This window comes from Brevundimonas mediterranea (assembly GCF_014196125.1).
Classification (GTDB): domain Bacteria; phylum Pseudomonadota; class Alphaproteobacteria; order Caulobacterales; family Caulobacteraceae; genus Brevundimonas; species Brevundimonas mediterranea.
Genome location: NZ_JACIDA010000001.1, coordinates 773286 through 797259 on the forward strand (window position 1 = coordinate 773286; position 23974 = coordinate 797259).

The 23974-nt window shown below is 61.5% G+C and carries 21 protein-coding genes; 5 read left to right on the forward strand and 16 right to left on the reverse strand.

From position 1 onward, the window contains the following. Positions 1 to 19: 19 nt before the first annotated feature. Together GGR11_RS03945 and GGR11_RS03950 are read right to left on the reverse strand one after the other, a co-directional pair. Positions 20 to 274: a transcriptional regulator domain-containing protein gene (locus tag GGR11_RS03945; protein WP_183196430.1), complete on the reverse strand. Its 255-nt coding sequence runs from the start codon at positions 272 to 274 to the stop codon at positions 20 to 22. Between the two features lie 299 nt (positions 275 to 573). Continuing rightward, positions 574 to 1416, reverse strand: coding sequence for a DUF932 domain-containing protein (locus GGR11_RS03950; RefSeq protein ID WP_183195492.1), 843 nt, complete (start codon positions 1414 to 1416; stop codon positions 574 to 576). 389 nt (positions 1417 to 1805) lie between these two features. On the opposite strand from GGR11_RS03950, the gene GGR11_RS03955 reads away from it, so the two are divergent. Further along, positions 1806 to 2183: a hypothetical protein gene (locus GGR11_RS03955; RefSeq protein WP_183195493.1), complete on the forward strand. Its 378-nt coding sequence runs from the start codon at positions 1806 to 1808 to the stop codon at positions 2181 to 2183. Between the two features lie 66 nt (positions 2184 to 2249). Here the strand turns inward: GGR11_RS03955 and GGR11_RS03960 are convergent, their stop codons facing one another. After that, entirely contained in the window at positions 2250 to 2567 is a 318-nt protein-coding gene (locus tag GGR11_RS03960) for a DUF736 domain-containing protein (protein WP_183195494.1), read from the reverse strand. Between the two features lie 798 nt (positions 2568 to 3365). Between GGR11_RS03960 and GGR11_RS03965 the strand changes: the two genes are divergently transcribed. The 3 genes from GGR11_RS03965 to GGR11_RS03975 all read left to right on the forward strand — a co-directional run bounded on the left by GGR11_RS03965 (position 3366) and on the right by GGR11_RS03975 (position 5306). Beyond that, on the forward strand, positions 3366 to 4076 hold the full coding sequence (locus GGR11_RS03965; protein ID WP_183195495.1) for a dual OB domain-containing protein: 711 nt from the start codon (positions 3366 to 3368) through the stop codon (positions 4074 to 4076). A 154-nt stretch (positions 4077 to 4230) separates the two neighbouring features. Then, positions 4231 to 4854, forward strand: coding sequence for a DUF488 domain-containing protein (locus tag GGR11_RS03970; protein WP_246331535.1), 624 nt, complete (start codon positions 4231 to 4233; stop codon positions 4852 to 4854). Between the two features lie 14 nt (positions 4855 to 4868). After that, positions 4869 to 5306 (forward strand): DUF488 domain-containing protein, encoded by a 438-nt coding sequence (locus GGR11_RS03975; protein ID WP_183196368.1) that lies wholly within the window; start codon positions 4869 to 4871, stop codon positions 5304 to 5306. A gap of 20 nt (positions 5307 to 5326) precedes the next feature. On the opposite strand, the gene GGR11_RS03980 is transcribed toward GGR11_RS03975, so the two are convergent. From GGR11_RS03980 to cyoA, 13 genes are all read right to left on the reverse strand, one after another. Continuing rightward, a complete protein-coding gene (locus tag GGR11_RS03980) occupies positions 5327 to 5740 on the reverse strand; it encodes a hypothetical protein (protein ID WP_183195497.1) in 414 nt (137 codons plus the stop codon). Between the two features lie 144 nt (positions 5741 to 5884). After that, entirely contained in the window at positions 5885 to 7942 is a 2058-nt protein-coding gene (locus tag GGR11_RS03985) for a ParB/RepB/Spo0J family partition protein (protein WP_183195498.1), read from the reverse strand. 557 nt (positions 7943 to 8499) lie between these two features. Beyond that, positions 8500 to 10278: a DEAD/DEAH box helicase gene (locus GGR11_RS03990; RefSeq protein ID WP_221205086.1), complete on the reverse strand. Its 1779-nt coding sequence runs from the start codon at positions 10276 to 10278 to the stop codon at positions 8500 to 8502. Between the two features lie 27 nt (positions 10279 to 10305). After that, on the reverse strand, positions 10306 to 12807 hold the full coding sequence (locus GGR11_RS03995; RefSeq protein WP_183195499.1) for a S8 family peptidase: 2502 nt from the start codon (positions 12805 to 12807) through the stop codon (positions 10306 to 10308). Beyond that, positions 12800 to 14005, reverse strand: coding sequence for an AAA family ATPase (locus GGR11_RS04000; RefSeq protein ID WP_183195500.1), 1206 nt, complete (start codon positions 14003 to 14005; stop codon positions 12800 to 12802). Before GGR11_RS04000 ends, GGR11_RS03995 begins: the two co-directional genes overlap by 8 nt. Positions 14006 to 14749: 744 nt before the next feature. Then, a complete protein-coding gene (locus tag GGR11_RS04005; RefSeq protein WP_183195501.1) occupies positions 14750 to 15256 on the reverse strand; it encodes a ClbS/DfsB family four-helix bundle protein in 507 nt (168 codons plus the stop codon). Positions 15257 to 15346: 90 nt separating this feature from the next. Continuing rightward, positions 15347 to 15883, reverse strand: coding sequence for a response regulator transcription factor (locus GGR11_RS04010; protein WP_035306281.1), 537 nt, complete (start codon positions 15881 to 15883; stop codon positions 15347 to 15349). Continuing rightward, positions 15876 to 17207 (reverse strand): ATP-binding protein, encoded by a 1332-nt coding sequence (locus GGR11_RS04015; protein ID WP_183195502.1) that lies wholly within the window; start codon positions 17205 to 17207, stop codon positions 15876 to 15878. The genes GGR11_RS04010 and GGR11_RS04015 overlap by 8 nt, the downstream gene beginning before the upstream one ends. Next, positions 17204 to 17884 carry an SURF1 family protein gene (locus GGR11_RS04020; RefSeq protein ID WP_183195503.1) on the reverse strand — a complete coding sequence of 227 codons (681 nt, stop codon included), beginning with the start codon at positions 17882 to 17884 and terminating at the stop codon, positions 17204 to 17206. The genes GGR11_RS04015 and GGR11_RS04020 overlap by 4 nt, the downstream gene beginning before the upstream one ends. A 90-nt stretch (positions 17885 to 17974) precedes the next feature. Beyond that, positions 17975 to 18370: a cytochrome o ubiquinol oxidase subunit IV gene (gene cyoD / locus GGR11_RS04025; RefSeq protein WP_183195504.1), complete on the reverse strand. Its 396-nt coding sequence runs from the start codon at positions 18368 to 18370 to the stop codon at positions 17975 to 17977. Next, positions 18367 to 18990, reverse strand: coding sequence for a cytochrome o ubiquinol oxidase subunit III (gene cyoC / locus GGR11_RS04030; protein ID WP_183195505.1), 624 nt, complete (start codon positions 18988 to 18990; stop codon positions 18367 to 18369). The genes cyoD and cyoC overlap by 4 nt, the downstream gene beginning before the upstream one ends. A gap of 3 nt (positions 18991 to 18993) precedes the next feature. Beyond that, a complete protein-coding gene (gene cyoB / locus GGR11_RS04035) occupies positions 18994 to 20997 on the reverse strand; it encodes a cytochrome o ubiquinol oxidase subunit I (protein ID WP_183195506.1) in 2004 nt (667 codons plus the stop codon). A 13-nt stretch (positions 20998 to 21010) separates the two neighbouring features. Further along, positions 21011 to 22222 (reverse strand): ubiquinol oxidase subunit II, encoded by a 1212-nt coding sequence (gene cyoA, locus GGR11_RS04040; RefSeq protein ID WP_183195507.1) that lies wholly within the window; start codon positions 22220 to 22222, stop codon positions 21011 to 21013. Positions 22223 to 22432: 210 nt separating this feature from the next. On the opposite strand from cyoA, the gene GGR11_RS04045 reads away from it, so the two are divergent. Beyond that, positions 22433 to 23785 carry an MFS transporter gene (locus GGR11_RS04045; RefSeq protein WP_183195508.1) on the forward strand — a complete coding sequence of 451 codons (1353 nt, stop codon included), beginning with the start codon at positions 22433 to 22435 and terminating at the stop codon, positions 23783 to 23785. The last annotated feature ends 189 nt before the right edge of the window (positions 23786 to 23974 follow it).

The window sequence follows — 23974 nt, forward strand, 5'->3', positions numbered from 1 at the left end:
GGGGCGAAGTTCGAAGGCGTCAGGCTGAAGCGCGGGCGTCCAGAATAGCGCAGCGCGATCGGCGGGCTGGTCCGGGTCCGCCGCGAAATCGCAACCCCCAGCGGTTGGCGAACGCGGTTTGCGCTTCGGTATCGTCGCGGGATTTCCGTTTCAGGCGATGGAAGTCGCGGCGATACTCGTCGTCGCGGCGGAGATATTCCCAAGCGAAGCCGGCGGCAGGAATGCTCTGGGCATGTCCATAGGCGGCCGGCGAGCGCCAGTCTGAACTCGGCATGGCGTCACCTCTTTTCTTCCAGCATGGGATCAGCGCTGGAAAGACGAAGTGTCCACAACTTGGGATATGCTTTGAAGTCAGCGTTATCGGATATGTAGATCGCGCAAAGCGATTAATATTGGTGAATCAATACTTAACATTGTAGAAGTGTTTTGGCGAGCCGGGCGCAGCCCGGCGAGCGGCGGTCGTGGCGACGACACGGCCGCGCCGCCGATCCGGGTCCACGGATCGGCGGAAAATCGGATAGCCGCAAACAATGAAAGCCGTGCAACCGGAAACCCGGCTGCACGGCTCCACGATCATCCGCGTTTCAGGCGTTGCATCCCTTCGGCCAGCGTCCACAGCGCGCGGTTCAGCCCGACATTCTGGTCGATGCCGTTGATGGCGCGGGTCTGGCTGCGACGGATGCGGCCCACTGAATTGGTGCGGCGACCCTCCAACCCGCCGCGTATCATGTTCTCCTGAATGACATTGAACGTGCTCCACAAGCTTTGCCCGACATCCTCGCGGCGGCGCGGGGCGATGATCTGATCGGGGCGGACGGGGCTTTCGTCCTCGCCATAGCGGGCGACAAGACTGGCCTCGGCCAATACCCGCTGTTCGTCCGACGACAGGCGGGTTTCCTTCATCGTCTCGGTGGCGTCGATCAGGCGCGGGAAGTCTTCGGCGACCGTATAGACGCCTTCAATGATCTGATCCTGTATACCGCCCTTATGGGGGACGCGGACTTCCTCGAACCGCTCACCCGCGATCATGCTGTTGGTGCAGACGAAGCGTAGCATCCCGGCGAACATCTGATAGGCCGACGTGCCATCGTGGGAATTGACGATGATGACTTCCGCCGCCTCTGGCTTGCCGATGCCGTCATCGCGGCGAAGGCGCAGCATATGCTTGGCGTGGCCGTGGCGGCTGCCGTCGCGCGGCACCGACTGCACGGCAAAGAACGGAAACCATCCTTCCTTCCGCAGCCCCTCCACGATCTCGATGGTGGGGACGTAGACGTAGCGGTCCGACCGGCTGTAATGCGCCTCGCGGGCGAAGACGGACGGGACGTGACGGTACAGGGCTTCGTTGTCGAGGGCTTCGCGCCCGCTGATCTGGTGGCTGTTGCGGCCGAACCGGGTGGCGAGTTGATGATACATGATCTGTCTCCGTGGGTCTGGGTTGGAGCGCAGCGCTGCGCTGCAACCCTGGCCGTCGCCGAGACCGGGGTAGCAAGGTGCAAGGGCGGCCGGGCCGGAGGGGGATCACCCGGCCTGCACGGAACGGAGGAACGACGTGGAGGAAGGCCGGGGACACCGGCCCGGACGAGCGTCAGCGATCCCTTGCACCGCGCGGGGGTGGAACCCCTAGCAAACCTGCCAGGCATGAGCGCCAGCGGGCGCCGGGCATCAGGATCTGATCGGGATGCGCAAAGCCGCAAACCCTGAAATCCGCACATCCCGATCGCCGTATTGCCTGACAAGCGGTGGGTTGGTTTGGGGCACGCGCATACCCACATGCAAGACAACGATATAGGGAGGGAAATACTTTGGCGGACTATCTCGTAACCTATGATTTCAAGGTCGGCGCGTCTTCGCAGTATAAAGAGTTTGTGGAATGCGCTGAGGCAGAAGGTCTCCTTTATGTCTTTCACGGAACGAAGCAGCTTCACCGCCTGACGAACACGACGTTGTGGGGCGTGTTCACCAGCACAGAAGAAGCAAAAAAAGCCTTTGATCGAGCCAAAGCTGCGGCCGAGGGTAAGGTTGGGCGGAAAATCGTTCTGGAGAAGCGCGCAATTACGCTGCTTTCCGCGTGGTCGATCCTCTCCGATACGAAAAAGTCTCCGGAGACCAAGTGGACGAAGTCCACGAAATTCGAAACCTGTCGCGCCCATCAGAAGAACGATCCTTTCTTCGCCTACTGAGGCGGTGGCGGCCATGAACATGACGAAGCCCCGCTCGGGTGAGCGGGGCTTCGGGAAATGTCCGGCTCAGTCGCCGTTGCGGCGGGACCAGATGAGGTTGTGGGCTTCGCCGTCCTCGCCCTCGACCAGGCTGGCGTAGATCGGTGCGGGGAAGCTCGGGTCGTCCAGCTTGACGGAGAGGTATTCGCGCTGCGTCTCGCGGGCGGTCTTCTTCCAGGCTGCGCCGAATTCGGTGGCTCCTGCAAAGATGCGGAAGTCGGGACCGCGCTCGCTATCGCCATCGGTGGGGACGAACTTGGCCTTGACGTTGAGGGTCAGGGTCTTGACCGCGCCGGTGAAGCCCGCGCCGTTTTCGTTCTTGGTGAAGGTGCCGATGGTCGCCATTGTCGTGTTCCTTTTCGCATCCGGCCGCGCCTGTCGCGACCTCGATGGTGGTCGTGCGACCGGGGACGATCGGCCCCGCACCCGTAGGGCTGAAACGCAGTGGAAGGCGGCCGACGACGGCTTTTTTTTCTCGCGATGCAAAGCCGCAGGCGGCGGAAAAAAGCGGGCATTGGGCGTTGCGGGAAGACGAGCGAGGCGCAGCCGGTCTTCGGTCAGACCCAATCCATTCGAGGACGCCGTGGGTGTGGCTGACATAGAAAGCCGAGGAACACGGTACTGGTGGCGGTCGGCCTCCGCATCAACATGAAAACGGTGGCGAACCTCCGGCCGCGCCGCAGCCCCCTGATGTTCGACAGCGAGGCTCTTCACTGTCGACAGAGCGGTACGCGTTTCCCGATCCACACCGTGTTAACAGCGCCGTCGTCGGCAGGCCGAAGACGATAGCCGCGCGACGCTACACGACCTTTCTCGTCATCTGGTGATCCGAACCCAACGAGCGCAACTGGCTCCTATTTCGAACCCGAGAGCAAAGAGACCGTCATTAAGGTCGTGCTGCAGCGGCTGTGAATAGATGCTTCCGCGCACCGCTTCTCCAAGCGGGGCTTCATCCACGGAAAGGCCGCCACCGCCATTCTTCGCGTTAGCGATTGAAGCCGAATGGCGGAAACGCGCCTGTGGCGTGGTTCCGGCGCAGCCGAAAGCGCGGCCCGCAGGGCAACGCCACTCCTTCGCTCGCTATACTTGCAAAGTCACCCTGAACAACACAGAGTGTAGGAAATAGGGGGAAGGATTAGATCAATGCCGACTTACGAACTAATAATAACGGATGTCACGCGATACGGTGATCTGTTCTGCGTCGCAGGGTGGGACTTGAACAATGGCGGCATGATCCGCCCGGAGCCGCCGACCGCGAACGCCGTGGCGGAAGCATCGCGATTCTGGACGGATCAGCACGCCGGGCCGGGCAAGTTCTTCGCTGTCGGCAATCGCGTTCGATTCGATGCAGCGACACCACCAGCGAATTTCCCGTTCCCCCATGCGACCGAGGATCGCGTAGTAATTGCCGGCAACAACAGCGCGGTCCTTGGTCAGATGACTGCCGCGCAGATCGCACACGCCGTCGCGGCTGGTGTATCAGCGTCGATCGACCAGGCCTTTGGCGGCCATTTGCATCGAGCCTATTCGGGCAAAGCCCATGTGGTCGCCGGTATGCAGACCGGCTCACTCGACGCCATCTTGATCCAGCCAGGGTCGATATCCTTCTACGAGGACAATCCATCCCCTGGAAAACGGCGGCTCCGCGCGCTCATCGACCAGGCTGGCGTCGAATATGACTTCTCCGTGCCCGCCGATGCCGCGAAAAGCCGATTCCTCGCGGGAGGGGTAGCTGCATTGGAGGCCGATGCCGCCGCAAGCCAGAGCATTCATGTTCGCCTTGGCTTGTGTCGTCCGTTCGCGGCGATGCCGAATAGTTGCTATGCCCAAGTCAACGGTATGTATTTCCTGTGACCATCGCATACTACAACGAGCAATTCGCATGGTCGGAAAAGTCTATATTGCGCGCGAAGATAGCTGGTCGCGCAGGTGCATCATTGATATGATCGCGACGCGCTGAAAATGGAGATCGTGTCGGACGAACGGTCGTAGCATGAAGGAGGCTGGATTGGCGGATGCGGCTGTAGAGGTTCTGACGATCGGGCATTCGACACTGCCCTATGAGCGTTTCCTCGCGCTGCTGCGTCAGGCGTCGGTCACGGCGGTCGCTGATGTCAGGACTGCACCGTTTTCGCGGCACTTTCCGCACTTCAATAGGGATACCCTGCGCGACGAGCTGCGCCAGGACGACGTTGCCTATGTCTTTCTCGGTGAAGAACTGGGTGGGCGTCCGAAAGGCAAACGATTCTTTTGCGACGGCGTGGCCGATTACGAGAAAATGGCTGAGACGCCCGACTTCGCGCGAGGACTGGAGCGTGTCATCGACGGGGCGAAGAAGTATCGCATCGCCATGATGTGTTCGGAGCATGATCCGCTCGATTGCCATCGCTGCCTTCTGGTGGGCCGGGCGTTGCAAGAGCGCGGGGTGGCTGTCCGCCATATTCTGAGCGGAGGTCAGATCGTCGATCATCGGCAGATTGAGGACAGGCTGATGGACATGGCGGGCAAGAGCGATATCGATCTCTTTGAACCGCCCGCGAAGCGACTTGCCGCAGCTTATCGGGATAGAGCAATGAAAGTCGCGTTTTCCGAGCGAGAAACCAGCGCGCGAAAACCGGCGGCGGCGGAGTAGATGATTTGAGCGGTGTGGATTTAACGACGATCGGCTTCACCAAGACCACGGCCGCCAAATTTTTCGACCGGCTGAAGAGCGCGAGCGTGAAAAAGGTGATCGACGTCCGGCTTCACAACACGTCGCAGCTCGCGGGTTTCGCGAAAGCCGATGACCTCGCTTATTTTGTGAAGACGATCTGCGGCGCGCAATATACGCATCAGCCGCTTCTCGCCCCGACAGATGACATTCTCAAAGCCTTCAAGCGCGACAAAGGCGACTGGGGTATCTACGAGAATTCGTTCATGCGGCTGATGACGCAACGCAAGATCGAGGACAGGTTCAAACCTGAAATGTTCGAAGGCGGATGTCTGCTGTGTTCCGAGGATAAGCCCCATCATTGCCATCGGCGGCTCGTCTGCGAATATCTTAACAGCAAATGGGACGGCACTTTGAAGGTCAGGCACCTCTGATCCGGCCTGACCATCTACGGTCACGATTGATACGGTATCTTACGGACCAACCGCACCAGCGCCAACACGCCGACGACCGCGCCCCCGATAGCGCAGAATATCTGCCGCCAGACCTCGGACGGCACGGCGTCGCCCGTGACGCCGTGGACAAGGGCATAGCCCGCCATGGCGGCGGGCGCGGCGAAGACCAGCGCCACGATCAGGCGCAGCACCGGCGAGCGCAGCGAGGCGAAGGCGAACACCAGCAGGCCATAGGCTGCGGCCCCGGCGACGAGGCCGACGAGGCCCGCGCCGATCAGGCCGGAGCCGGTGGCGTAGGCCAGGCGCGCCGCTTCCCCGCCAAGCATGAAGGGCAGCGCATAGACGGCGAGCGTATAGGCCAGGACGCATAGTCCCGCGATCAAGGCCACGCTAATCAGCATCACGGCGATCATGATGGCTCTCCATTGCGGCAATGACGGTCGAAGTCATCGAACAGTCGAGGTCAGCCGGTCGCGCGGTGAACACCGCGCGACCGGAATTTCGGGGTGTCGGGCGGGTGAAAGGCCGGGACCGCTGATGCGATCCCGGCCCGGTCCTCACTCGGCGGCGATCTGGAAGGCGGCACCGTCCTGCTGCGTCTCGTCCAGCCACCCGGGCCGCGCCGTCCTCATGACGGCGGGAAGCCAGCCGGTTCCAGCCAGAAGCTGTTCGGCAGCCTCCGCCATCTCCGTTTTCTTCAAGCCCGCGATCCGCTCCGCCGCCGCCTCGCTGACCGCTTCCCGCACGGCGGCGAGGATGTGCGCCTTGGTGACGCGACCGAGATAGGCCCGCACCGTCGGCGTCCAGTGCGCCGTCATATCGAGCGCCACCGCCGTTGCGAGCTTCTCCGCCGTCGCATGGGCGTGGGGCTTCTTCTCCCAAGGCTGCTTCACGGCATTGACGGTGAGCGAGGCGCAATGGGCGAACAGCGCCATGACGCTGGCATGGTCCAGACCGGCCACGAAGCCCCAGAGGTCGGCCACGTCGCGCGGCATGTCCGCCGCCCATCCGACATGACGATCCGCCAGCGCCTTGCCCGCCGCCGTATCCTCGATACCGTCCGCATGACTGGCGAGAATGCCGCTGGTCGGGCGGATTTCGAGGCAGGCGGCATCCACTCCGCGATAGAAGGTCTGCGCCGCCAGCGTATGGGTCACGGCGATCAGCGCCATGTCCGGCTGCTCGCCCAGCGCAAGGCGAAGGCCCAGCGTCCGGTGCGAGGTCAGGTCGCGGATGAGAAGGTCCGACAGCGGCTTGCCCGCATCCCCGGCGTCCTCATCCTCGGCCTCCGACACGGGAACGGTGTTGCCGTCCGCATCATGGTCGCCGTCTTCGATGATCTCGCCATCGCTGTTGACGCGAACGCCGTCGATCACGCCGCCGCCTTCGCCGTCCGCATCCTCTTCGGTGTCCGGCTTCTCGTCCTCGGCCCGGATGAAGCCGCGCTCGATGCGGGCTTTCCCGTCATGGGAGAGAATGACGAACACACCGCCACGCGCGATCTCGTCGGCATCATAGGCATGACGCAGGGCGTCGATCCGCTCGATCTCGGCTTCCAACTCCCCGAACCGCTGGTCCACGTCCTCGGGCAGTTCCTCGGCGCTGTCATACTGCTCGGTCAGCGCGTCATATTCGCCCTGCACGGCGGCATAGGCGGTCTCGTCTTCCTCCGACAAGGCCACCGGATGCGGATAGGTGCGGCGCAGACCGTTGCCGTGCGGGTAGTCGATATGGACCGAAGCCCATTTCCAGCCTTCCCCGGCCTTCACGCCCTCCGCGATTTCGTGCAGGTTCTCGATGACAAGCCGGTCGAGCAAGGCGGCGTCCTCATAGAAGCCGCCGCGATCCTCGGTGAACAGGTCGCGCAAGATCACGCCGCCCGCTTCTGTATAGGATTCCGCGCCGACGAACACCGCCCGCCGATCCGTCGCCGCGATGTGCATCCGGGTCAGGTCGCGGCGGATGGTCGAAGCGTCCTTGTTCCACGACAGGTTTTCATAGACCTGCTCCTGCCGGGACGGATCGTCCACGATGGCGAAGGCCATCAACTGCTCCAACGTCAATTCACCATCTCGATAGACCTGCATCAGCTTGGGGCTGACAGCACCGAGGCGCATCCGCTGGCGCACGACATGCGCCGTCACCCCGAAGCGGGCGGCAATTTCCTCCGCGCCCCAACCGCGCGTTTCTGCCAACTCGCGGAAGCGCTCGAACTGATCGGCGGGCGAAAGGTCTTCGCGGGTGACGTTCTCGTCCAGACTGATTTCGCTGGCGTCGTTCACGGTGTCGATGACGCAGCGGATCGGCTCGGTCTTCTTGATCTGCTTGCGCTTGACGCGCAGCAACTGCGCCAGTCTCCGGCCTTCACCGATGCTGACGAGATAGAAGCCGGTCGCGGCTCCCTCCGTATCAAGCTCTGGCTCCACCACGAGGTTCTGCAGGATGCCCTTGGCGTGAATGCTCGCCGCCTTCGCTTCGATGGACGCCTCGCTGTGCGGGGTTTTCCGTGCGTTGTCGGGATGCTTCTTGAGCTTGTTGAGCGGGATGAACACCTCCGTGCCGGTCACGGTCACGGCGGCGGGTGTGTCGGTTGTCTCAATGGCAATGGTCGTCATGGTCTTGCTCCTAATGGGCTTGGGTTTCCGCGCAGCGGGAGCGCCGCGCTGAAACCCTGCCCGTCGGCGAGACCGGGGGGTGCAAGGGCCGGGGCGGCCGGGGTGGAGGGGGATCACCCGGCCTGCACAAGCGGATTTCCGTCATGACGGCTGTGATGAACATCGTATCCGCGCGGAAGGTCGGGGAGACCACCCCGGCCGGCGCGGTTTGCCGCGCTTCACCCTTGACCGCGCCAGGGGGCAGCGCCCCCAAGCAACCCGCCCGGCGTCAGCGTCAGCGGGAGCCGGGCAGACAATGAACTTTCTCTGATTTGGCCCCGAAGAATGAGCGAGGATTGACTTATTGAGAGCCGACTTCGACCAGTAAACCCTTCAATCTATCAATATCTTTGATCAGGAACCCTTTAGCGCAATCCAAGCAATAATGATGTTTATCACCATCAGAGTTAATCGTAAGCCGACTGTCGCCCATGGATATGCGATGCTTGTCGCTATGCCGACAATTATGGGATTTACCGGCTTTCGTGATTTCCATGCTGACAATTAAAGAGCGTGCCCTAGCCATTCCGAAGATCCCCTTCAAACGCTTGAACCAGTTCAGACAATGCCCTATGCCCTTCATCCAGTTGCTCAAGGGTGAAGTTTTGCCGGTCGGCGTTGGCTCCTGCTACATGCGCATTGACCCGGCGATGCAATTCCGAGACCGCCCAGGCATAATTTCTCTCTCGACGGCGGGGGTCTAAAGTTCGGCCGCCGGCATTCACGCCAAGACGACCGAGGATTCCGCCGACTTCATTTTGAATACGTTCATTCAAAGACGCACGTCTGGCTTCGCGGCGATCTTGGCGCGTTGTTCGCAAACGCCGGATCTCTTGCGCAGCCTGGTCAGGAGTGACCCCCAATTCCGCGAGCTGCTGCAAAAGAACCATCGCTTGAGGATCGCCGATTGGCACCATGTCGGACGCGCGAACCCCACGCTCCTCCAGAATTTCCACGGGCGCAATTCCACCGCCTCCACCGGGCTCGCGCACGGCGACTTCACCGGTAAAATCGACGTCTTCAATTTCCGGCAGCAGGTCGGCAAAGAACCCCTGGTCCGCTTCACTGAACTGGCGAAAATCGTTCCATCTACGAGCGACATTTGCACCAACGTGAAAAACGACCACGCCTTGGCTGGTGGGGTGGCCAGGGCTATTTTGCTCAACTACTCTCATGATGCGGCCGATAAACTGAACGAAGGGACTCAGGTTCGCAAATATGCTTCCAACCATCGCCACCGCGAGATACTTATGGTCGAAGCCTTCACCCAACATTCTTGCTTGGACAATAACATCGAGATCGTGATTTTCGAGTTGCTGAAAAACACGATCATTCGCCTGACCCTCGCGGGAATGAACATAGGCTGCACGAAGCCCGCGAGCGCGGAACGCTTCCGTGATCTGAATGCAGTGATCGTAATTGACAGCCGAAGCGATGATTTTGAGGCGCTGTTCGCCAGTGCTCTGCCGTAGCTGGCGCAGTTCGGCGATCGAATGATCAACAATTGAGGATAGGGTTTCATCCGACATGACGATGCCACGGCGGAATTCAGCGTCCGTTTCGCCCAGGCGACGAACTTCTTCTGCATCTATGATGCGCTCTTGCCCGTCTGAACGGTCGACATAACGCAACTCCGTGGGACGTAACATCTTGGCCCGGAGACGTTTTACATAACCGGCTTCGATCGCCCTGAGGACTGGGAAGCTGTAGATTATGCGCCCTTCCATCAGCGCGCCGTCGGCGCGGGCGGGAGTCGCACTGAAGTTAACAACACGAGCATTCGGGAAGCGCCGCTTGACCTGCTGCCAGCTCGCTGCGGTGTTATGGTGTGCCTCATCCACAAGGATCATATCGAAGAAATCATCAGGGAGGGCATCAAGCCAACGATTTTCTTCACCGGCAATCTGCTGAATGTTCGCAACTGTTACGTCGGCGTGGAGGATGTCATCGACATTCACACGACCGCTTTCTACTATTGTGGTCTCGGGATATTGCTCCGATGCGCCAATGACGTGGCAGCGGTCATAAAAATTAGATTCGCTGTTTGCCCGAAGATCGTTGCCGAGCTGGGTTCTGATCCGCGTGCCGGGAGCAACCACAAGTGCGCGTTGACCTCGAAGCGCATAAGGTGCAATCGCGATCAGGCCTGACTTCCCGCAACCAACAGGAAGAACTATCCCGACTTCTTGATCTGCGCCGACCTGCTGAAAGTGATCGTGGATCGCCGTAAATCCCTCCCTTTGAGGGATACGAAGCTGATTGTTGTCGTCGATCGCGACCTGCTGATTAAAAGGCAATCTATCCTCCCTTGATTTTCTTTTCTATTAGACCCGTGGCGTAATGCGCGCTGCCGTCCGAATGTCAGCAATCTGTGTACCAATCGCCTGAAGGCTTTGGCGCATGTCGTTGAAGACCGGCTTTTCCGCCTCTGGGTCGCTGATGGTCAGAATCGCGGTGAAGGGCACGCCTCCCTCCGGCATCACCTCTCCAGCGCGGGTGAGATACTCAACAAACAGTCGCCAGTTCGACGAAGGCCCAACTCCCTGCGGGAAGGTCTTGGCGTGGACCTTTACAGGACTCCATTTCAGGTCATGTTCGATTAGCTCCGCCTCGACCGCTGGAGATTCACGCGAAGACGGGAGGTAAAGCGGTTCAAGTCGGCCCTTCCATTTGCCCTCGTCCTGCTCCTGCTGCAGGACGGCATTCACGTTGACCCGGACGAACTCGGAACCGAACCGGGCATCCAATGGAGGCGTGGAAACGAGCGTGAGCTTTGCCCGCCCTCGGCATTTGCCGCCAGGTCCGACCAAGGACGCCGGCCATGGAAAGCGGAAATTGATCTGCTGGCCGTGCTGGATACGCGAGGCGAAGACCAGGGTAATTGAATGATCGCCCGTCTCCAGAATACGTTCGGCAGACGGCGGCATTCCGAAGCCGACAAGGTGCCTTGCCACCGGCGCCAGCATTTTCGGGCGCAAGGGTTCTGGAATTTCTGCGTGGTGGACGAGCAAACCAATGAGGGTTTCACGAGAGACCTCGCCCTCGATGGCATGGTCGAGGACCGCTGCTGTCTTGGCGACCAAAGGCGAGGCGTAGCTGGTGCCGCAACCGTCAATTACTGTTCCATCTGGAAGGATGGAGAAGAGACCATGCCCGAGTGTCGCGTGCTGCGTACCCGCTCCGCCGATATGGGCAAGGTCGGGTTTCCCGCCGGACCGAAGCCCAGGCCCCCGACGGCTAAAACGGGCTGGGGCGAACGGCAAGCAACCGCTGTGCCCTGCTGGATTCAGGGCCGCAACGGCAACATTTCTTGCGCTCTCCGCTGGCGTCAAGAGCCCGTCGTTTCGCGCAAGGGCGAGGTTGGAAAGGGCCGTTGCCGCGTCGCCCGGCCACTCCGGCCGAAGGTCTTGTGGCTGAATATTACCGGCGGATATGAAAACGACCGCATTGTTCTCTTCGGCAATCTGGTCGAGTCGGACCGCATGTGGGCTGTAGCGATCGGGTGCGGCGGGCTGAAGGATGTTCAGACTCATATTGAAGATACGCACGCCGTGCCGTGCCCGCGCATCCGCAACAGCCGCATCCATCTCATCGAAGAACTGCGGGAGGCCACCCGAATAGTATGATGCGAAGGCCCCAGCCTTCTGCTCATTTGGGAAGACGGCCACGTCAACCAGTTCCGTTCCGTCGGGTTCGGGGCAAGTCTCCGCACCATTGATACCGGCTCCAGCGACTGCAAGCCCGCCAATGAACGTGCCATGGGATAGATCCATGTCTTCGTTGGCCAGTACGTCCCATCGATCGATAACCCAGTCAGCCAACGCCGGGCTTATCCCGCCGTCGATGATGCCCATCCTTGGATGAGTTCTGCGGCTATCGCGAACGGGCATAACCGCCTGAGTTGGTCGAATGCGGGCCGGCGTTGCCGGGCGAGCAGAGCGGACCACGATGCCGGGCAACTCGATTCGTCGGACTAAGGGATGCTTGTCTAGGAACGCCAGCAAGCGGCTGTGGTGCTGAACATTCGGGTCGAATGGAGCAAGCTCACGGCGTTCCTTCGATGACACGCTCGTCAGCCGTAGAACGGCACCATCTCCGGCTCGGTCCAAGCGCACGGAAAGCATCGGAAGGCGCTGTCGCCAATTAGGCAGACGCTCCACTGACAAACTTTGTTCAAGGGCGTTGAAGCCGGCAACGAAGGACTCGACCAGACGTCTGTGCGCAGGGTCGAGGCGATCCCATTCGGCACGCGGAGGCAGAACGTCGAACAACTCGACCTGATACCCGCTTCCCGTCATCGGATTGGCGAGCCATGCAACAGCCTCTTCGACCGAAAAATTGCGCTTGTCGGAAGCGCCATAGAGTTCGATCCGGTCGATTGCTCCCGTCTCGCTCTTTTGCGCCGAGGGGTTCGGCACGTCTTTCCCTTTTTTCTCGTCGTAACGCATTCTTGTTTGCGTTTCGGCTTTAGCAATTTCGGCTTTCACCAGCGCCAAAGCCGATGGGCGGCCTTCCACAATCATCACGCCGAGATCTCCACCCCCGACTACGGGCACCCGATCACTTCGAAACAACGCCCCCACTGGTCGGTGACTCTTCGCCCAGGCATCGCGTTTGAGGATGACCTTGACGTAGCCAATCGGTCCCTGTGCTTGCGCGGAAAGAACCCCGGAAATGGTGTCTATCTGCTCGATCAGTGTTGCCTTGTGAGCCCCAAATTCCCGATCGCGGTGAGCGAAAAAGTCCTTGCGGCCCCCGCCGCCGCCTGCCTCTCGGGCTTCCTCATAATTGTCCGGATTGAGGACGATCTGGATCGGACTAGCCATTATTCACACCCCCATCGACTTTACTCGCCTGCCGCCCAAGCTGACGACTTACGGTCGATTTATCCCGCCCCGCGATCTCGCCGATGTCAGCCATTGAAAATGCGAGAATGGGGTCGTCGCGCATTGCCCGGAACAGAGTCGCAGGATCGTCAAACAACAGCGTTCGACGCTCACTCTGAATGCGGGCCGCGTTGAGCGTTGCAAATTGGCGAAGTGTGTCCAGCAACCCCCGTCGATCGTCCTCACGAACCGTGGTGGCCTTCTTGTATGTTCTCACCAGCGCTTCGATCTCCGCTCCGGTCGAACCTTCGGTGAACCACGCAATAAGACGTAGATGGCTGTCGGGAGCCGTTACCGGCGGCATAAACATGGCGGCGATCGCCTTCCGCACCTCAAAGTCCGGCTTGGGGATCTCAAGCTGAACCTCGAAACGGCGCCAGACCGCTGGATCAAGCAGCTTCGGGTGATTGGTGATTCCGATCGTCAATCCGATATTCTGTCTAACATCGAGATTTTGGAGAAGCGCATTCACCACGCGCTTTATCTCGCCGACTTCCTGCGGATCGTCGCGGACTTTTGCAATCGCGTCGAACTCATCAAGCAGGAGGACACAACGATAGCGATTGGCGAATGCGAAGAGATTTCCAATATTGCGTGCTGTCGTTCCAAGGAACGAGGAAACAAGACCATCCAGCTTCACGAGGACAACGGGCAATTCCAGCCTGCGAGCCACCCAAAGGGCCAGTCGTGTCTTCCCCGTGCCGGGCGCCCCGTAGATCAAACACGTCTTTGAAGGCACGATATCGACGGTCGCGAGCGCCTCGAAATCGGTCCACTCATCGACAATCGTCCCGACAGCCTGCGTCACAGTCGAATTGAAGAGCGGGGCCGCTCCCTCGACTTCAGACGGAAAAATGATCTCTGCCAAGGCGGCAGCCGTTTCACGATCGACAGGAACCGGTGTGTTGCGGCCCAGCGTCTCACCGGACAGGTTCGCTCGGGAGCGTTCGATTCGGCTCGGAGCCATCTCCTTTAGACGCTCCGCCGTGGAAAGAATCCCCGCGAGCGATGCCGCTTGTTTTTCCTCACCATCCTTGGCGAGGGCCTCCTTTAGCCGCTCGACTTGTTTGCGCAGCGCGGGCGTTGGCTCGCCCATTGCTGCCCGACATAGGGCTTGAATAATTGAAAAGTGCTCCATGCGCCCCGCTCACGATCTGATGCATAACTGATACCGTATGATGCATATAGACCGTCATGAGGTGCGCGTCAAAGGATTTTTGTTGCACATTGATGCAGTTCGGGTGCATCAACGCGGCAAGCCGTTGCGCTTTCTCCTGGAAAGCAGGCGCGCATTTCGGAATGGCCGTTGGATGGACCGGGGTTGAGAATAGTTTGAGACGGAACGAACCAGCCTGATCGAAGAGAAAATGATCTTAAAATTGACTTGTGTTTTTGGAGGATCGAAATGACGAAGGTCTCAACGACAACTTCTTATGTCGATTTTGATGGCGACTACGGTTCTGTGGATGGAGTCGAAGTTACATGTGGGCGATGTGGGCACTCTAAGGAAAGTTTTGGAACGGACGAGCCATCTCTAAAACGATGCGCTTACCTTTTGCGCGAGAACTGTCCGCGAGCAGAAAATAACTATTACGAAGTTAACCCATGACCGAAGCGGTCCCGGGCGCGCGCCATAGACCATGGCTGTTCGACCAGCCACGCCGTCCCGTAGAGATCAATGCTTGGTCCCTAGCCGCGGTCAAAAGGCGGCGTCAGAGGGCTATAGCGTAGACGTAGTGCTCATCATCGTCTGGCGCGGCCCGCCATCCTGTCGATTTTACGCTATGATGCGATGATGTGCGCGATAGCTACGCAAACGCCGCCCATTTCTCGTACCTTCGATCCGCGCTTGTCGATGGGACTGCCCACAAGACCCGTGTTTTCAGTCTTGCGCCTTTTGCCACGTCCGAATTCGGGCTCGGGCGTTGGCGTAAACGGACGAGGTATTGAACTGAATCATACGACCCTTGGTCCATTTCCCGTACCAAGCCCGGCCATAGAGTTCCTCATCTGACCGGGCCGTGATCGTCACGATCAGTCCTGCCTTCGCATCCTCCAGACGGGCGAGCAGTTCATGCCATTCGATTGCGTTGCAATCGGCGTAGAATTTCTGCGCCAGCAGGCCGAGTTGGTTCCATTTGAAACTGACCTCGGGATAGTCCACCGGTTCATCCCGGTCGTCGCGATCCAGCCATTTCAGAACCAACTCGTTCCATCCAACCAGATAGGCCACCAGATCGGCCGGGCTCATGGTGGTTCCGTCGGCGTGCCCCTCCATCGTGGCCTCACGTGCGCGGTTCGGCGGAATTTTTGCTAAATCCGCCATCAGCTTTGCGAACGTCGTCGTAATGGCGGTCAGCAATTCCACCTTTGAGGTTGGAACAGCCATAAGGCTCCTTCCCATATAAGCATCGATCTTCGAAATGATCCGCCCAACTCGGCTGGCCATTTGCCGAGCGATCCCCCTGACCGCCTCGCTTCAGGTCACGCGCCGCTTCTCAAGCTTCCGGGCCAGAGTGCGGCGGTGCATGCCGAGGCGACGGGCGGCTTCGGAGATGTTGAAGTCCGTCTCCACCAGCGTCTCGTGGATCCGTTCCCATTCCAGGGTCTTGATCGAGGTCGGGCGGCTGGTCAGCGGCGTGGCGGCGTCGCCCGACGCCTTGCCGAAGGCGGCTTCGATGTCATCGGTGCTGGCCGGCTTGGCCAGATAGTGACGGGCGCCCAGTTTGATCGCCTCCACGGCCGTGGCGATGCTGGCGAAGCCGGTCAGGACGACGATGTTCATGTCGGCGTCAAAGGCGCGAAGGGTCGAGACGCACCCCAGGCCCGAGGCGCCGCCCAGTTTGAGATCGACCACGGCGAAGCCCGGCCGGTGAATTTTTAGCACCTCGGCCATCTGATCGGGGCCGTCCGCGCTGACCACCATATAGCCCCGCCGTTCGAAGGACTTGCGCAGGGTGCGCGAGAAGGATTCGTCGTCCTCGACGATCAGCAGGGTCGGGGTTTCATCAGTCATCGGACATCTCCTGCGGCGCCAGGGCGGCGATGGGGAGGATCAACCGCACCTCGCCGCCGCCAGCTGGGGGATTGGATGCTTCAACAGCGCCGCCCAGCGAACGCATCACATTCACTAGAAGAAACAAGCCCAAACCCGCGCCGGGCCGATCCTTGGTCGAATTATAAGGTTTCCCCAGCCGCTCCAGAATCGTGGCGGGAAAGCCGGGTCCATTGTCGCGGATCGCAAATTCCAGCTGCCCGTCGCGAACGACCGGCGACACGAAGATGCGGCGAGCCCCCGCCTCCACGGCGTTGTCGAACAGGACGCCGAAGACCTGACGCAGGGCGGGATCGGCGATGATGCTGGGATCGGGTCCGGTCCAGGCGGTGACCTCGACCCGAACACGGGCGTCACGGACGCTCCAGCCCTGAACCACCTCGTCCAGAAACCGGCCCATGGTCGTGCGCGTCGGCGCCTGTCCCCTCGCCTCGCCCGCCGACATCAGGATGCCGGTGACGATGGCCTTGCAGCGTTCGACCTCGGCCTGCATCACGTCCATGTCCTGCTTCAGGTCCGCATCGGCCTTCAGCATCGGCATCCGTCGCCAGTCGCTCAATATGACCGACAGCGAGGCCAGGGGCGTGCCCAGTTCGTGCGCGGCCCCCGAAGCCAGCAGGCCCATGCGCACGATGTGATCCTGTTCCGTCGCCTGTTGGCGCACATCGGCGACATAGGCGTCGCGGGCGCGCAGATTGTCGTTGATCCGCGTCATGAACAGCACCAACAGCACCGCCATCAACAGGAAACAGATCAGGCTGCCCTGCATATAGAGGCTCAACAGAGCGTCCTCGCTGTCAGGCGGCAGATTCAGCGGACGGTTGAATACGCCCAAGGCGGCGAAACACAGACTGGTGACGCCGATCAACGACCAGGCGTAGACGGGGGCCAGCAGGACCGCGCCGAGCACGACCTGCAGCAGATAGAGAGCCACGAACGGATTGGCCGCGCCTCCGGTCAGGAAAAGCTGCCACGTCAGGGCCGCGACATCGGCCAGCAGGGCCAGCATGAGTTCCTGATCCGAGATGGAGTCCCGGCGCTGCGTCAGCGGGACGCTGACCAGATTGACCAGGGCCAGGCCTGCGGGCGCGATCAGCAGCCAGAAGACCGGCACGCGGATGCCCATGACAAAATGGACCAGCAGTATGGTGGCGACCTGACCGGCGACCGCCAGCCAGCGCAACTGGATCAGCAGGCGAAGATTTCGTCGGTTCGCGGCTTCCTGCGACACCGCCGTCTCGCGCCAGTCGCCGATGCCCAGCAGGCGTTGAAGCGTCTTGGTCATCGCGCGGATCGGCGGCGCCGGACTTCGCGGGCCACGACCCAGAAGCCGACGAGGGTCAACAGGGCCATGCCGAACCAGGTCAGGGCGTAAACGAGATGGCTGTTCGGGAATTTCACGATCGTCAGCCCGCCCTTGGGCCAGCCGTCGGGATTGGGCGTCGCGCCGGCGTCTATGAAATAGGGCGCGACATTCGACAGTCCCTTGGCTGCAGCGATGGCCGCAATGTCGCGCGAGTACCAGCGGTCGCCCGCCGGGTCATTCGTGCGCAGAAAACCGCCCCTGGGTTCGGTGATGCGCAACAGGCCGGTCACCTGTTGTTCGCCCGTCGCCTGCCCGTCCGGTCGATCCTTCTGCAAACGACGCTGTGGCGTGACGAAGCCCCGATTGATCAGAATCGTGGCGCCGGTGTCCGTCTGCAGCGGCGTCATGACCCAGAATCCGGAGCCGTAATCCGTGACGGCCTGAACCAGGGTCTCCCGGTCATGTCGAAAAACGCCCCGCGCCGTGACGCGGCGATACTGGTCCGTCTCTCTCGACACCGTCGGCCAGGCGTCCGGCCCCGGCGCGGGTTGTGGTGCGGCGTGCACCCGCGCTTCGACCTGGGCGATCAGGTCGGTCTTCCACGCCAGCCGCTGCAACTGCCATCCGCCCAGGACGACGAAGCCCGCGAACAGCAACGCCGCGCCGAAGCCGGCCCAGAACAGGGTCGGCGACAGACGCGGCGCGATTGGGCCTTGGGCCTTGATGACGATCTCCTGGCCCTGTCCTCAGGAGGACATCTGGCTCATTTCGTGGGTGGCGGGCATCATGTTGGTGTTCAGATGGTACATCACCCACAGCGAACCCGACAGGGCGATGACCACGACGATGATCGTGAAGATCAGGGCCAGCATGGTCCAGCCGCCCTCCGATTTGGAGTTCATGTGCAGGAAGTAGATCATGTGGACCACGATCTGCACCACGGCGAAGGCCATGACGATCAGGGCCGTCGCCTGTGGCGGCAAGGCGCCCGTCATCACCAGGGCGAACGGGATGGCCGTCAGGATCACCGACAGCACGAAACCGATCATATAGCTCCTGAAGGAGCCGTGATTGTGCGCCTCGTGGCCCAGATGGTCCACATCGTGCGACTCGGGCGAGTGATCGTTGTTGTCGGCGCTCATCGAACCATGCCCAGCAGATAGACGAAGGTGAAGACGCCGATCCAGATGACGTCGAGGAAGTGCCAGAACATCGACAGGCACATCAGGCGGCGCTTGTTGGCGGGGATCAGACCCTTCCAGCTGACCTGAACCATCAGCGTCACCAGCCAGATGATGCCGAAGGTCACGTGCAGGCCGTGGGTGCCCACCAGGGTGAAGAAGGCCGACAGGAAGGCGCTGCGTTGCGGCGTCGCCCCCTCGTGGATCAGGTGTGCGAACTCGTAGAGTTCGATCCCCAGGAAGGCCAGGCCGAACAGGCCGGTGATCGCCAGCCAGATCAGGGTCTGGCGTTGGTTGTTCCGATCCATCGCCAGCATGGCGAAGCCGTAGGTGATCGACGAGAACAGCAGCATGGCGGTATTGACCGCCACCAGCTCTAGGTCGAACAGCTCCTTGGGTCCCGGCCCGGCGGCGTAGTTGCCGCCCAGGACGCCGAACACGGCGAACAGCATCGCAAAGATGAGGCAATCGCTCATCAGATAGAGCCAGAAGCCCAGCATGGTGCTGGAGCCTTCCTCGTGATGCGGCTCCTCTTCCAGGTGGAAGACGTTCGGGTCGATCTCAGTCGCGGTCGCGCTCATGGATCAGGCCTCCGTTCCGGCCAGGGCGCGCGTGCGCGCCTCTTCGGTTTCGCGCACCTCATCCTCAGGGATGTAGTAGTCGCGCTTGTAGTTGAAGGTGTGGACGATCGAGACCGCCAGCACGCCCACGAAGGTCAGGGCCGCCAGCCACCAGATGTACCAGATCAGCGCCAGACCCATCACCAGGCACAGGCCCGAGATGATGACCCCCGTGCCCGTGTTCGAGGGCATGTGGATGGCGCGATAGCCGGACAGCGGACGCTGATAGCCCTTCTTCTTCATGTCCCACCAGGCGTCGGAGTCATGGATGACCGGCGTGGAGGCGAAGTTGTAGGCGGGCGGAGGTGAAGAGGTGGCCCATTCCAGGGTGCGGCCGCCCCACGGATCGCCCGTGATGTCACGCAGCTTGTCGCGATTGATGATGGAGACCGCGAACTGGATGAACATGGCCGCGATGCCCAGGGCGATGACGCCCGCGCCGATGGCGGCGATAACGAACCAGATCTGCAAGGACGGGTCGTCGAACACCCGCATCCGGCGCGTCACGCCCATGAGACCCAGGACATACAGGGGCGCGAACGCCAGCCAGAAGCCCGGCACCCAGCACCAGAAGCTGACCAGCCCCCAGAACTTGTTGAGTCTGAAGCCGAAAGCCTTGGGCCACCAGAAGTTGATGGCGGCGAACAGGCCGAACAACACGCCGCCGATGATGACGTTGTGGAAGTGGGCGACCAGGAAGAGCGAGTTGTGCAGCACGAAGTCGGCCGGCGGCACGGCCAGAAGCACGCCGGTCAATCCGCCGATCACGAAGGTCAGCATGAAGGCGACCAGCCACATCATCGGCAGTTCGAAACGGATACGGCCCCGATACATGGTGAAGAGCCAGTTGAAGATCTTCGCCCCCGTCGGGATCGAGATGATCATCGTGGTGATGCCGAAGAAGGAGTTCACCGACGCGCCCGAACCCATGGTGAAGAAGTGGTGCAGCCACACCAGGTACGACAGGATCGTGATCACGACCGTCGCGTAGACCATCGAGGTGTAGCCGAACAGCTTCTTGCCCGAGAAGGTCGAGGCGACTTCCGAGAAGACGCCGAACAACGGCAGGATCAGGATGTAGACCTCTGGGTGACCCCAGATCCAGATCAGGTTCACGTACATCATCGGGTTGCCGCCGAAGTCGTTCGTGAAGAAGTTGGTGCCGACGTAACGGTCCAGCGTCAGCAAGGCCAGGACGGCGGTCAGGACCGGGAAGGACGCCACGATCAGCACGTTGGTGCAGAGCGAGGTCCAGGTGAAGATCGGCATCTTCATCATACCCATGCCCGGCGCCCGCATCTTCACAATGGTGGCGATCAGGTTGATCCCGGACAGGGTCGTCCCCACCCCCGCGATCTGCAGCGCCCATATGTAATAGTCCACCCCGACGCCGGGGCTGTAGCCGATGCCGGACAGCGGCGGATAGGCCAGCCAGCCCGTGCGGGCGAACTCGCCGACGAACAGCGAGGCCATGACGATGATGGCGCCGGCCGTCGTCATCCAGAAACTGAAATTGTTGAGGAAGGGGAAGGAGACGTCGCGCGCGCCGATCTGCAGCGGCACGACATAGTTCATGATCCCCGTCACCATCGGCATGGCCACGAAGAAGATCATGATCACCCCGTGAGCGGTGAAGACCTGATCATAGTGGTGCGCGTTCAGATAGCCTTCGGACCCGCCGAACGCCATCGCCTGCTGCAGGCGCATCATGATGGCGTCGGCGAAGCCGCGCACGAACATGATCAGACCAAGGATCATGTACATGATCCCGATCTTCTTGTGGTCCACGGTCGTGAACCATTCCTTCCAGAGATAACCCCAGAGCTTGAAATAGGTCAGGGCGCCCAGCAGGGCGACGCCGCCCAGCAGGACCACGATCATGGTCACGACCAAGATCGGTTCGTGCAGCGGCAGAGCCTCGAGCGTCAGCCGCCCGAAGATGAGTGGAATGAGGGTGTCAGCGTTCATCGACTGTGTTCGCTCAGGCGTTGGGGGCGGAACGGACGTCGGTCGAAACCGGCCCCGTCGATTGTTTGTTTATGGACAGCGACGCCATCGGCACGCCCTGGGCCAGACCCAGGCCCGACAAAGGCGCCAGGCTGACCGGGGCGCTGGTCGCCTCCAGTTCGGCGCGGCGAATGCGATCGGCGGCGGCGGCCTCGGCCTGCAGCGGGGTGCAGATGGTCATGACATAGCTGTCGTCCGAGCCGAAGATGGCCGCGTTTTTTCCACGACCGGCGTACTTGTCATAGACCAGCGGCATGGTGTTGCGCACCGAGGCCATGGTCAGGCCGCCCTTGCGGTCGATCTCCATCATCTCGCCCATGCACATCTTGCCCGGCTCGACGCACATGTTGAGGATCGCGTCCCACAGGCCGCCGTCAACCGTGGAGAAACGCATCGCCGGAACCTTCTCGCTGGGCTTTTCCAGTTCGAGGTAACGGTCGCGATCCAGCGCCTGACCGCCCTGGCGAACCCCGGCGATCCAGCCGTCGAAGCCGGCCTGGTCCATGCCGTGGAAGGCGAAACGCATGTGCGAGAAGCCGTCGCCGGAATAGTTGGCCGAGAAGCCTTCATACTCGCCCGGACGGTTGATGACGGCGTGCAGCTTCGTCTCCATGCCCGGCATGGCGTAGATCTGGCCGGCCAGGGCGGGAATATAGAAGGAGTTCATCACCGAGGACGAGGTGATGTGGAAGCGGATGGGGCGATCCACAGGCGCGGCCAGTTCGTTGACGGTGGCGACGCCGTACTGGGGATAGATGAACAGCCATTTCCAATCGAGCGCGACCACGTTGACCTGCAGCGGCTCAACGCTTTCGTCCACCGCCTGCCCCGGCTTGATCCGGTCGATCGGGCGGTAAGGATCGAGAAGGTGGGTGCCGGCCCAGGTCAGGGCGCCCAGGCAGATGATGATCAGCAGGGGCGCAGCCCAGATCACGACCTCCAGATGGGTCGAGTGGTCCCAGTCCGGCTGATATTCAGCGTCCTTGTTCGACGCCCGGTACTTCCAGGCGAAGAATACGGTCAGCGCCATCACCGGAACGATGATGATCAGCATCAGCAGGGTGGAGATCATCAGCAGGTCGCCCTGCTGCTGGGCGACATCGCCGGCGGGTTTCAGCACGACCAGATTACAGGCCGACAGAAGGGCCACCATGGGCACGAGCAGGAGTAGGCGCAGACGGCGCAAGGCGGCTCCAATCGGGAAACATCGGACAACAGGGAGGAGTCGCGACGGTTGGCGTTCGAACTGGGCCGGATAGTCAGCTTCGATCAGAAACGACATTGGACAATCTGTCCTATCCTCAGATCGCGACTTTCGTCGCAAAGGGCGCCCGGTCATAATGCGGCATTCCCGACGCATGCCCAAATCTCAAATTTCACGGAGCGATCCCAGCCCATGTCCGTCTCGACGACCCCTTCGTCAGAGTCGCTGGAACGCGACGCCGCAGCCCTCCACTCCGATCACGGCAAGGTGGACGCCGGCGAAATCGCCATCGGCGTGATCATTGGCCGGACGTCGGAGTTCTTCGACTTCTTCGTCTACGCCATCGCCTCCGTGGTGGTGTTTCCGCAACTGATCTTCCCGTTCGCCGGGCCGATCGGCGGCACGCTGCTGTCCTTCGCGATCTTCGCCCTGGCCTTCCTGGCCCGCCCTTTCGGCACGGCCCTGTTCATCGCCATCGACCAGAAGTTCGGGCGCGGCGCCAAGCTTACCATAGCGCTGTTCCTGCTGGGCACCTCGACCGTCGCGGTGGCCTTCCTGCCCGGCTATGAAACCATCGGCATCGCCGCCGCCGTGCTGCTCGCTGTCTTCCGCATCGGCCAGGGCGTCGCGCTGGGGGGCGCCTGGGACGGCCTGGCTTCGCTTCTGGCGGTCAACGCCCCCGAGAATCGCCGCGGCTGGTACGCCATGATTCCCCAACTGGGCGCGCCAATCGGCCTGATCGTCGCCTCGGCCTTGTTCGCCTTCTTCCTGAACACCCTGTCGGCGGCCGACTTCCTGGACTGGGGCTGGCGCTATCCCTTCTTCGTGGCCTTCGCCATCAACGTCGTGGCCTTGTTCGCCCGCCTTCGCATCGTCGTGACCCCCAGCTTCCAGAAGCTGTTCGAGACCCGCGAGCTGCAGCCCACTCCGGTCCACACCGCCATCAAGGCGGAAGGCCCCCGGATCGCCATCGGCGCCTTCGCCCCCCTGGCCAGCTTCGCCATGTTCCACATGGTCACCGTCTTCCCCCTGTCCTGGGTCTTCCTGTTCACCCAGGAGACGCCGGTTCGGTTCCTGCTGATCGAAATGGTGGGGGCCGTGTTCGGCCTGCTGGCCATCCTCGCTTCGGGCGTTTTGGCCGATCGCTATGGCCGACGCGCCCTGCTGGCGGTCACCGCCGCCGGCATCGCCGCCTTCTCGGGCTTCGCTCCCCAGCTGCTTAACGGCGGGGCGATCGGCGAGCTGACCTTCATGATCTCCGGCTTCATCCTGCTGGGCCTGTCGTTCGGGCAAGCCTCCGGTCCGGTGGCGTCCAGCTTCTCCCTGGCCAACCGCTATACCTCGTCGGCCCTGACCTCGGACCTGGCCTGGCTGTTCGGCGCCGGCTTCGCGCCCCTGGTAGCCCTTTGGATCTCGAGCCAGTTCGGCCTGATCGCAGCCGGCGCCTATCTGCTGTCCGGCGCGATCTGCACCCTGGTCGCGCTGTGGCTCAACCGCGAACTGGCCCGCAGTTCGTCGGACAAGGCCCCCGCCCCCAAGGCCTGATCCGTTTCAGGCGGATTGGAAAAGCCCCGGTCCCGCCAGGCGGGACCGGGGCTTTTTTGTCGGCGTCGCCGCCGCGGCGGTCCGTCAGCGGCTGTCGTGCGGCAGACCGAACGTGTCGACGATCCGGCGGCGTTTGATCGCGGGCTCAAGCATGGCGCCGGTTTCCAGCTATCCGAGGACCGCGCGTTG

What these genes read in the sequence shown, in the direction of transcription:
- GGR11_RS03945 (WP_183196430.1), bottom strand. Translation starts at nt 274, where the DNA reads ATGCCGAGTTCAGACTGGCGCTCGCCGGCCGCCTATGGACATGCCCAG.
- GGR11_RS03950 (WP_183195492.1), bottom strand. Translation starts at nt 1,416, where the DNA reads ATGTATCATCAACTCGCCACCCGGTTCGGCCGCAACAGCCACCAGATC.
- GGR11_RS03960 (WP_183195494.1), bottom strand. Translation starts at nt 2,567, where the DNA reads ATGGCGACCATCGGCACCTTCACCAAGAACGAAAACGGCGCGGGCTTC.
- GGR11_RS03965 (WP_183195495.1), top strand. Translation starts at nt 3,366, where the DNA reads ATGCCGACTTACGAACTAATAATAACGGATGTCACGCGATACGGTGAT.
- GGR11_RS03980 (WP_183195497.1), bottom strand. Translation starts at nt 5,740, where the DNA reads ATGATCGCCGTGATGCTGATTAGCGTGGCCTTGATCGCGGGACTATGC.
- GGR11_RS03985 (WP_183195498.1), bottom strand. Translation starts at nt 7,942, where the DNA reads ATGACGACCATTGCCATTGAGACAACCGACACACCCGCCGCCGTGACC.
- GGR11_RS03995 (WP_183195499.1), bottom strand. Translation starts at nt 12,807, where the DNA reads ATGGCTAGTCCGATCCAGATCGTCCTCAATCCGGACAATTATGAGGAA.
- GGR11_RS04000 (WP_183195500.1), bottom strand. Translation starts at nt 14,005, where the DNA reads ATGGAGCACTTTTCAATTATTCAAGCCCTATGTCGGGCAGCAATGGGC.
- GGR11_RS04005 (WP_183195501.1), bottom strand. Translation starts at nt 15,256, where the DNA reads ATGGCTGTTCCAACCTCAAAGGTGGAATTGCTGACCGCCATTACGACG.
- GGR11_RS04010 (WP_035306281.1), bottom strand. Translation starts at nt 15,883, where the DNA reads ATGACTGATGAAACCCCGACCCTGCTGATCGTCGAGGACGACGAATCC.
- GGR11_RS04015 (WP_183195502.1), bottom strand. Translation starts at nt 17,207, where the DNA reads ATGACCAAGACGCTTCAACGCCTGCTGGGCATCGGCGACTGGCGCGAG.
- cyoD (WP_183195504.1), bottom strand. Translation starts at nt 18,370, where the DNA reads ATGAGCGCCGACAACAACGATCACTCGCCCGAGTCGCACGATGTGGAC.
- cyoC (WP_183195505.1), bottom strand. Translation starts at nt 18,990, where the DNA reads ATGAGCGCGACCGCGACTGAGATCGACCCGAACGTCTTCCACCTGGAA.
- cyoB (WP_183195506.1), bottom strand. Translation starts at nt 20,997, where the DNA reads ATGAACGCTGACACCCTCATTCCACTCATCTTCGGGCGGCTGACGCTC.
- GGR11_RS04045 (WP_183195508.1), top strand. Translation starts at nt 22,433, where the DNA reads ATGTCCGTCTCGACGACCCCTTCGTCAGAGTCGCTGGAACGCGACGCC.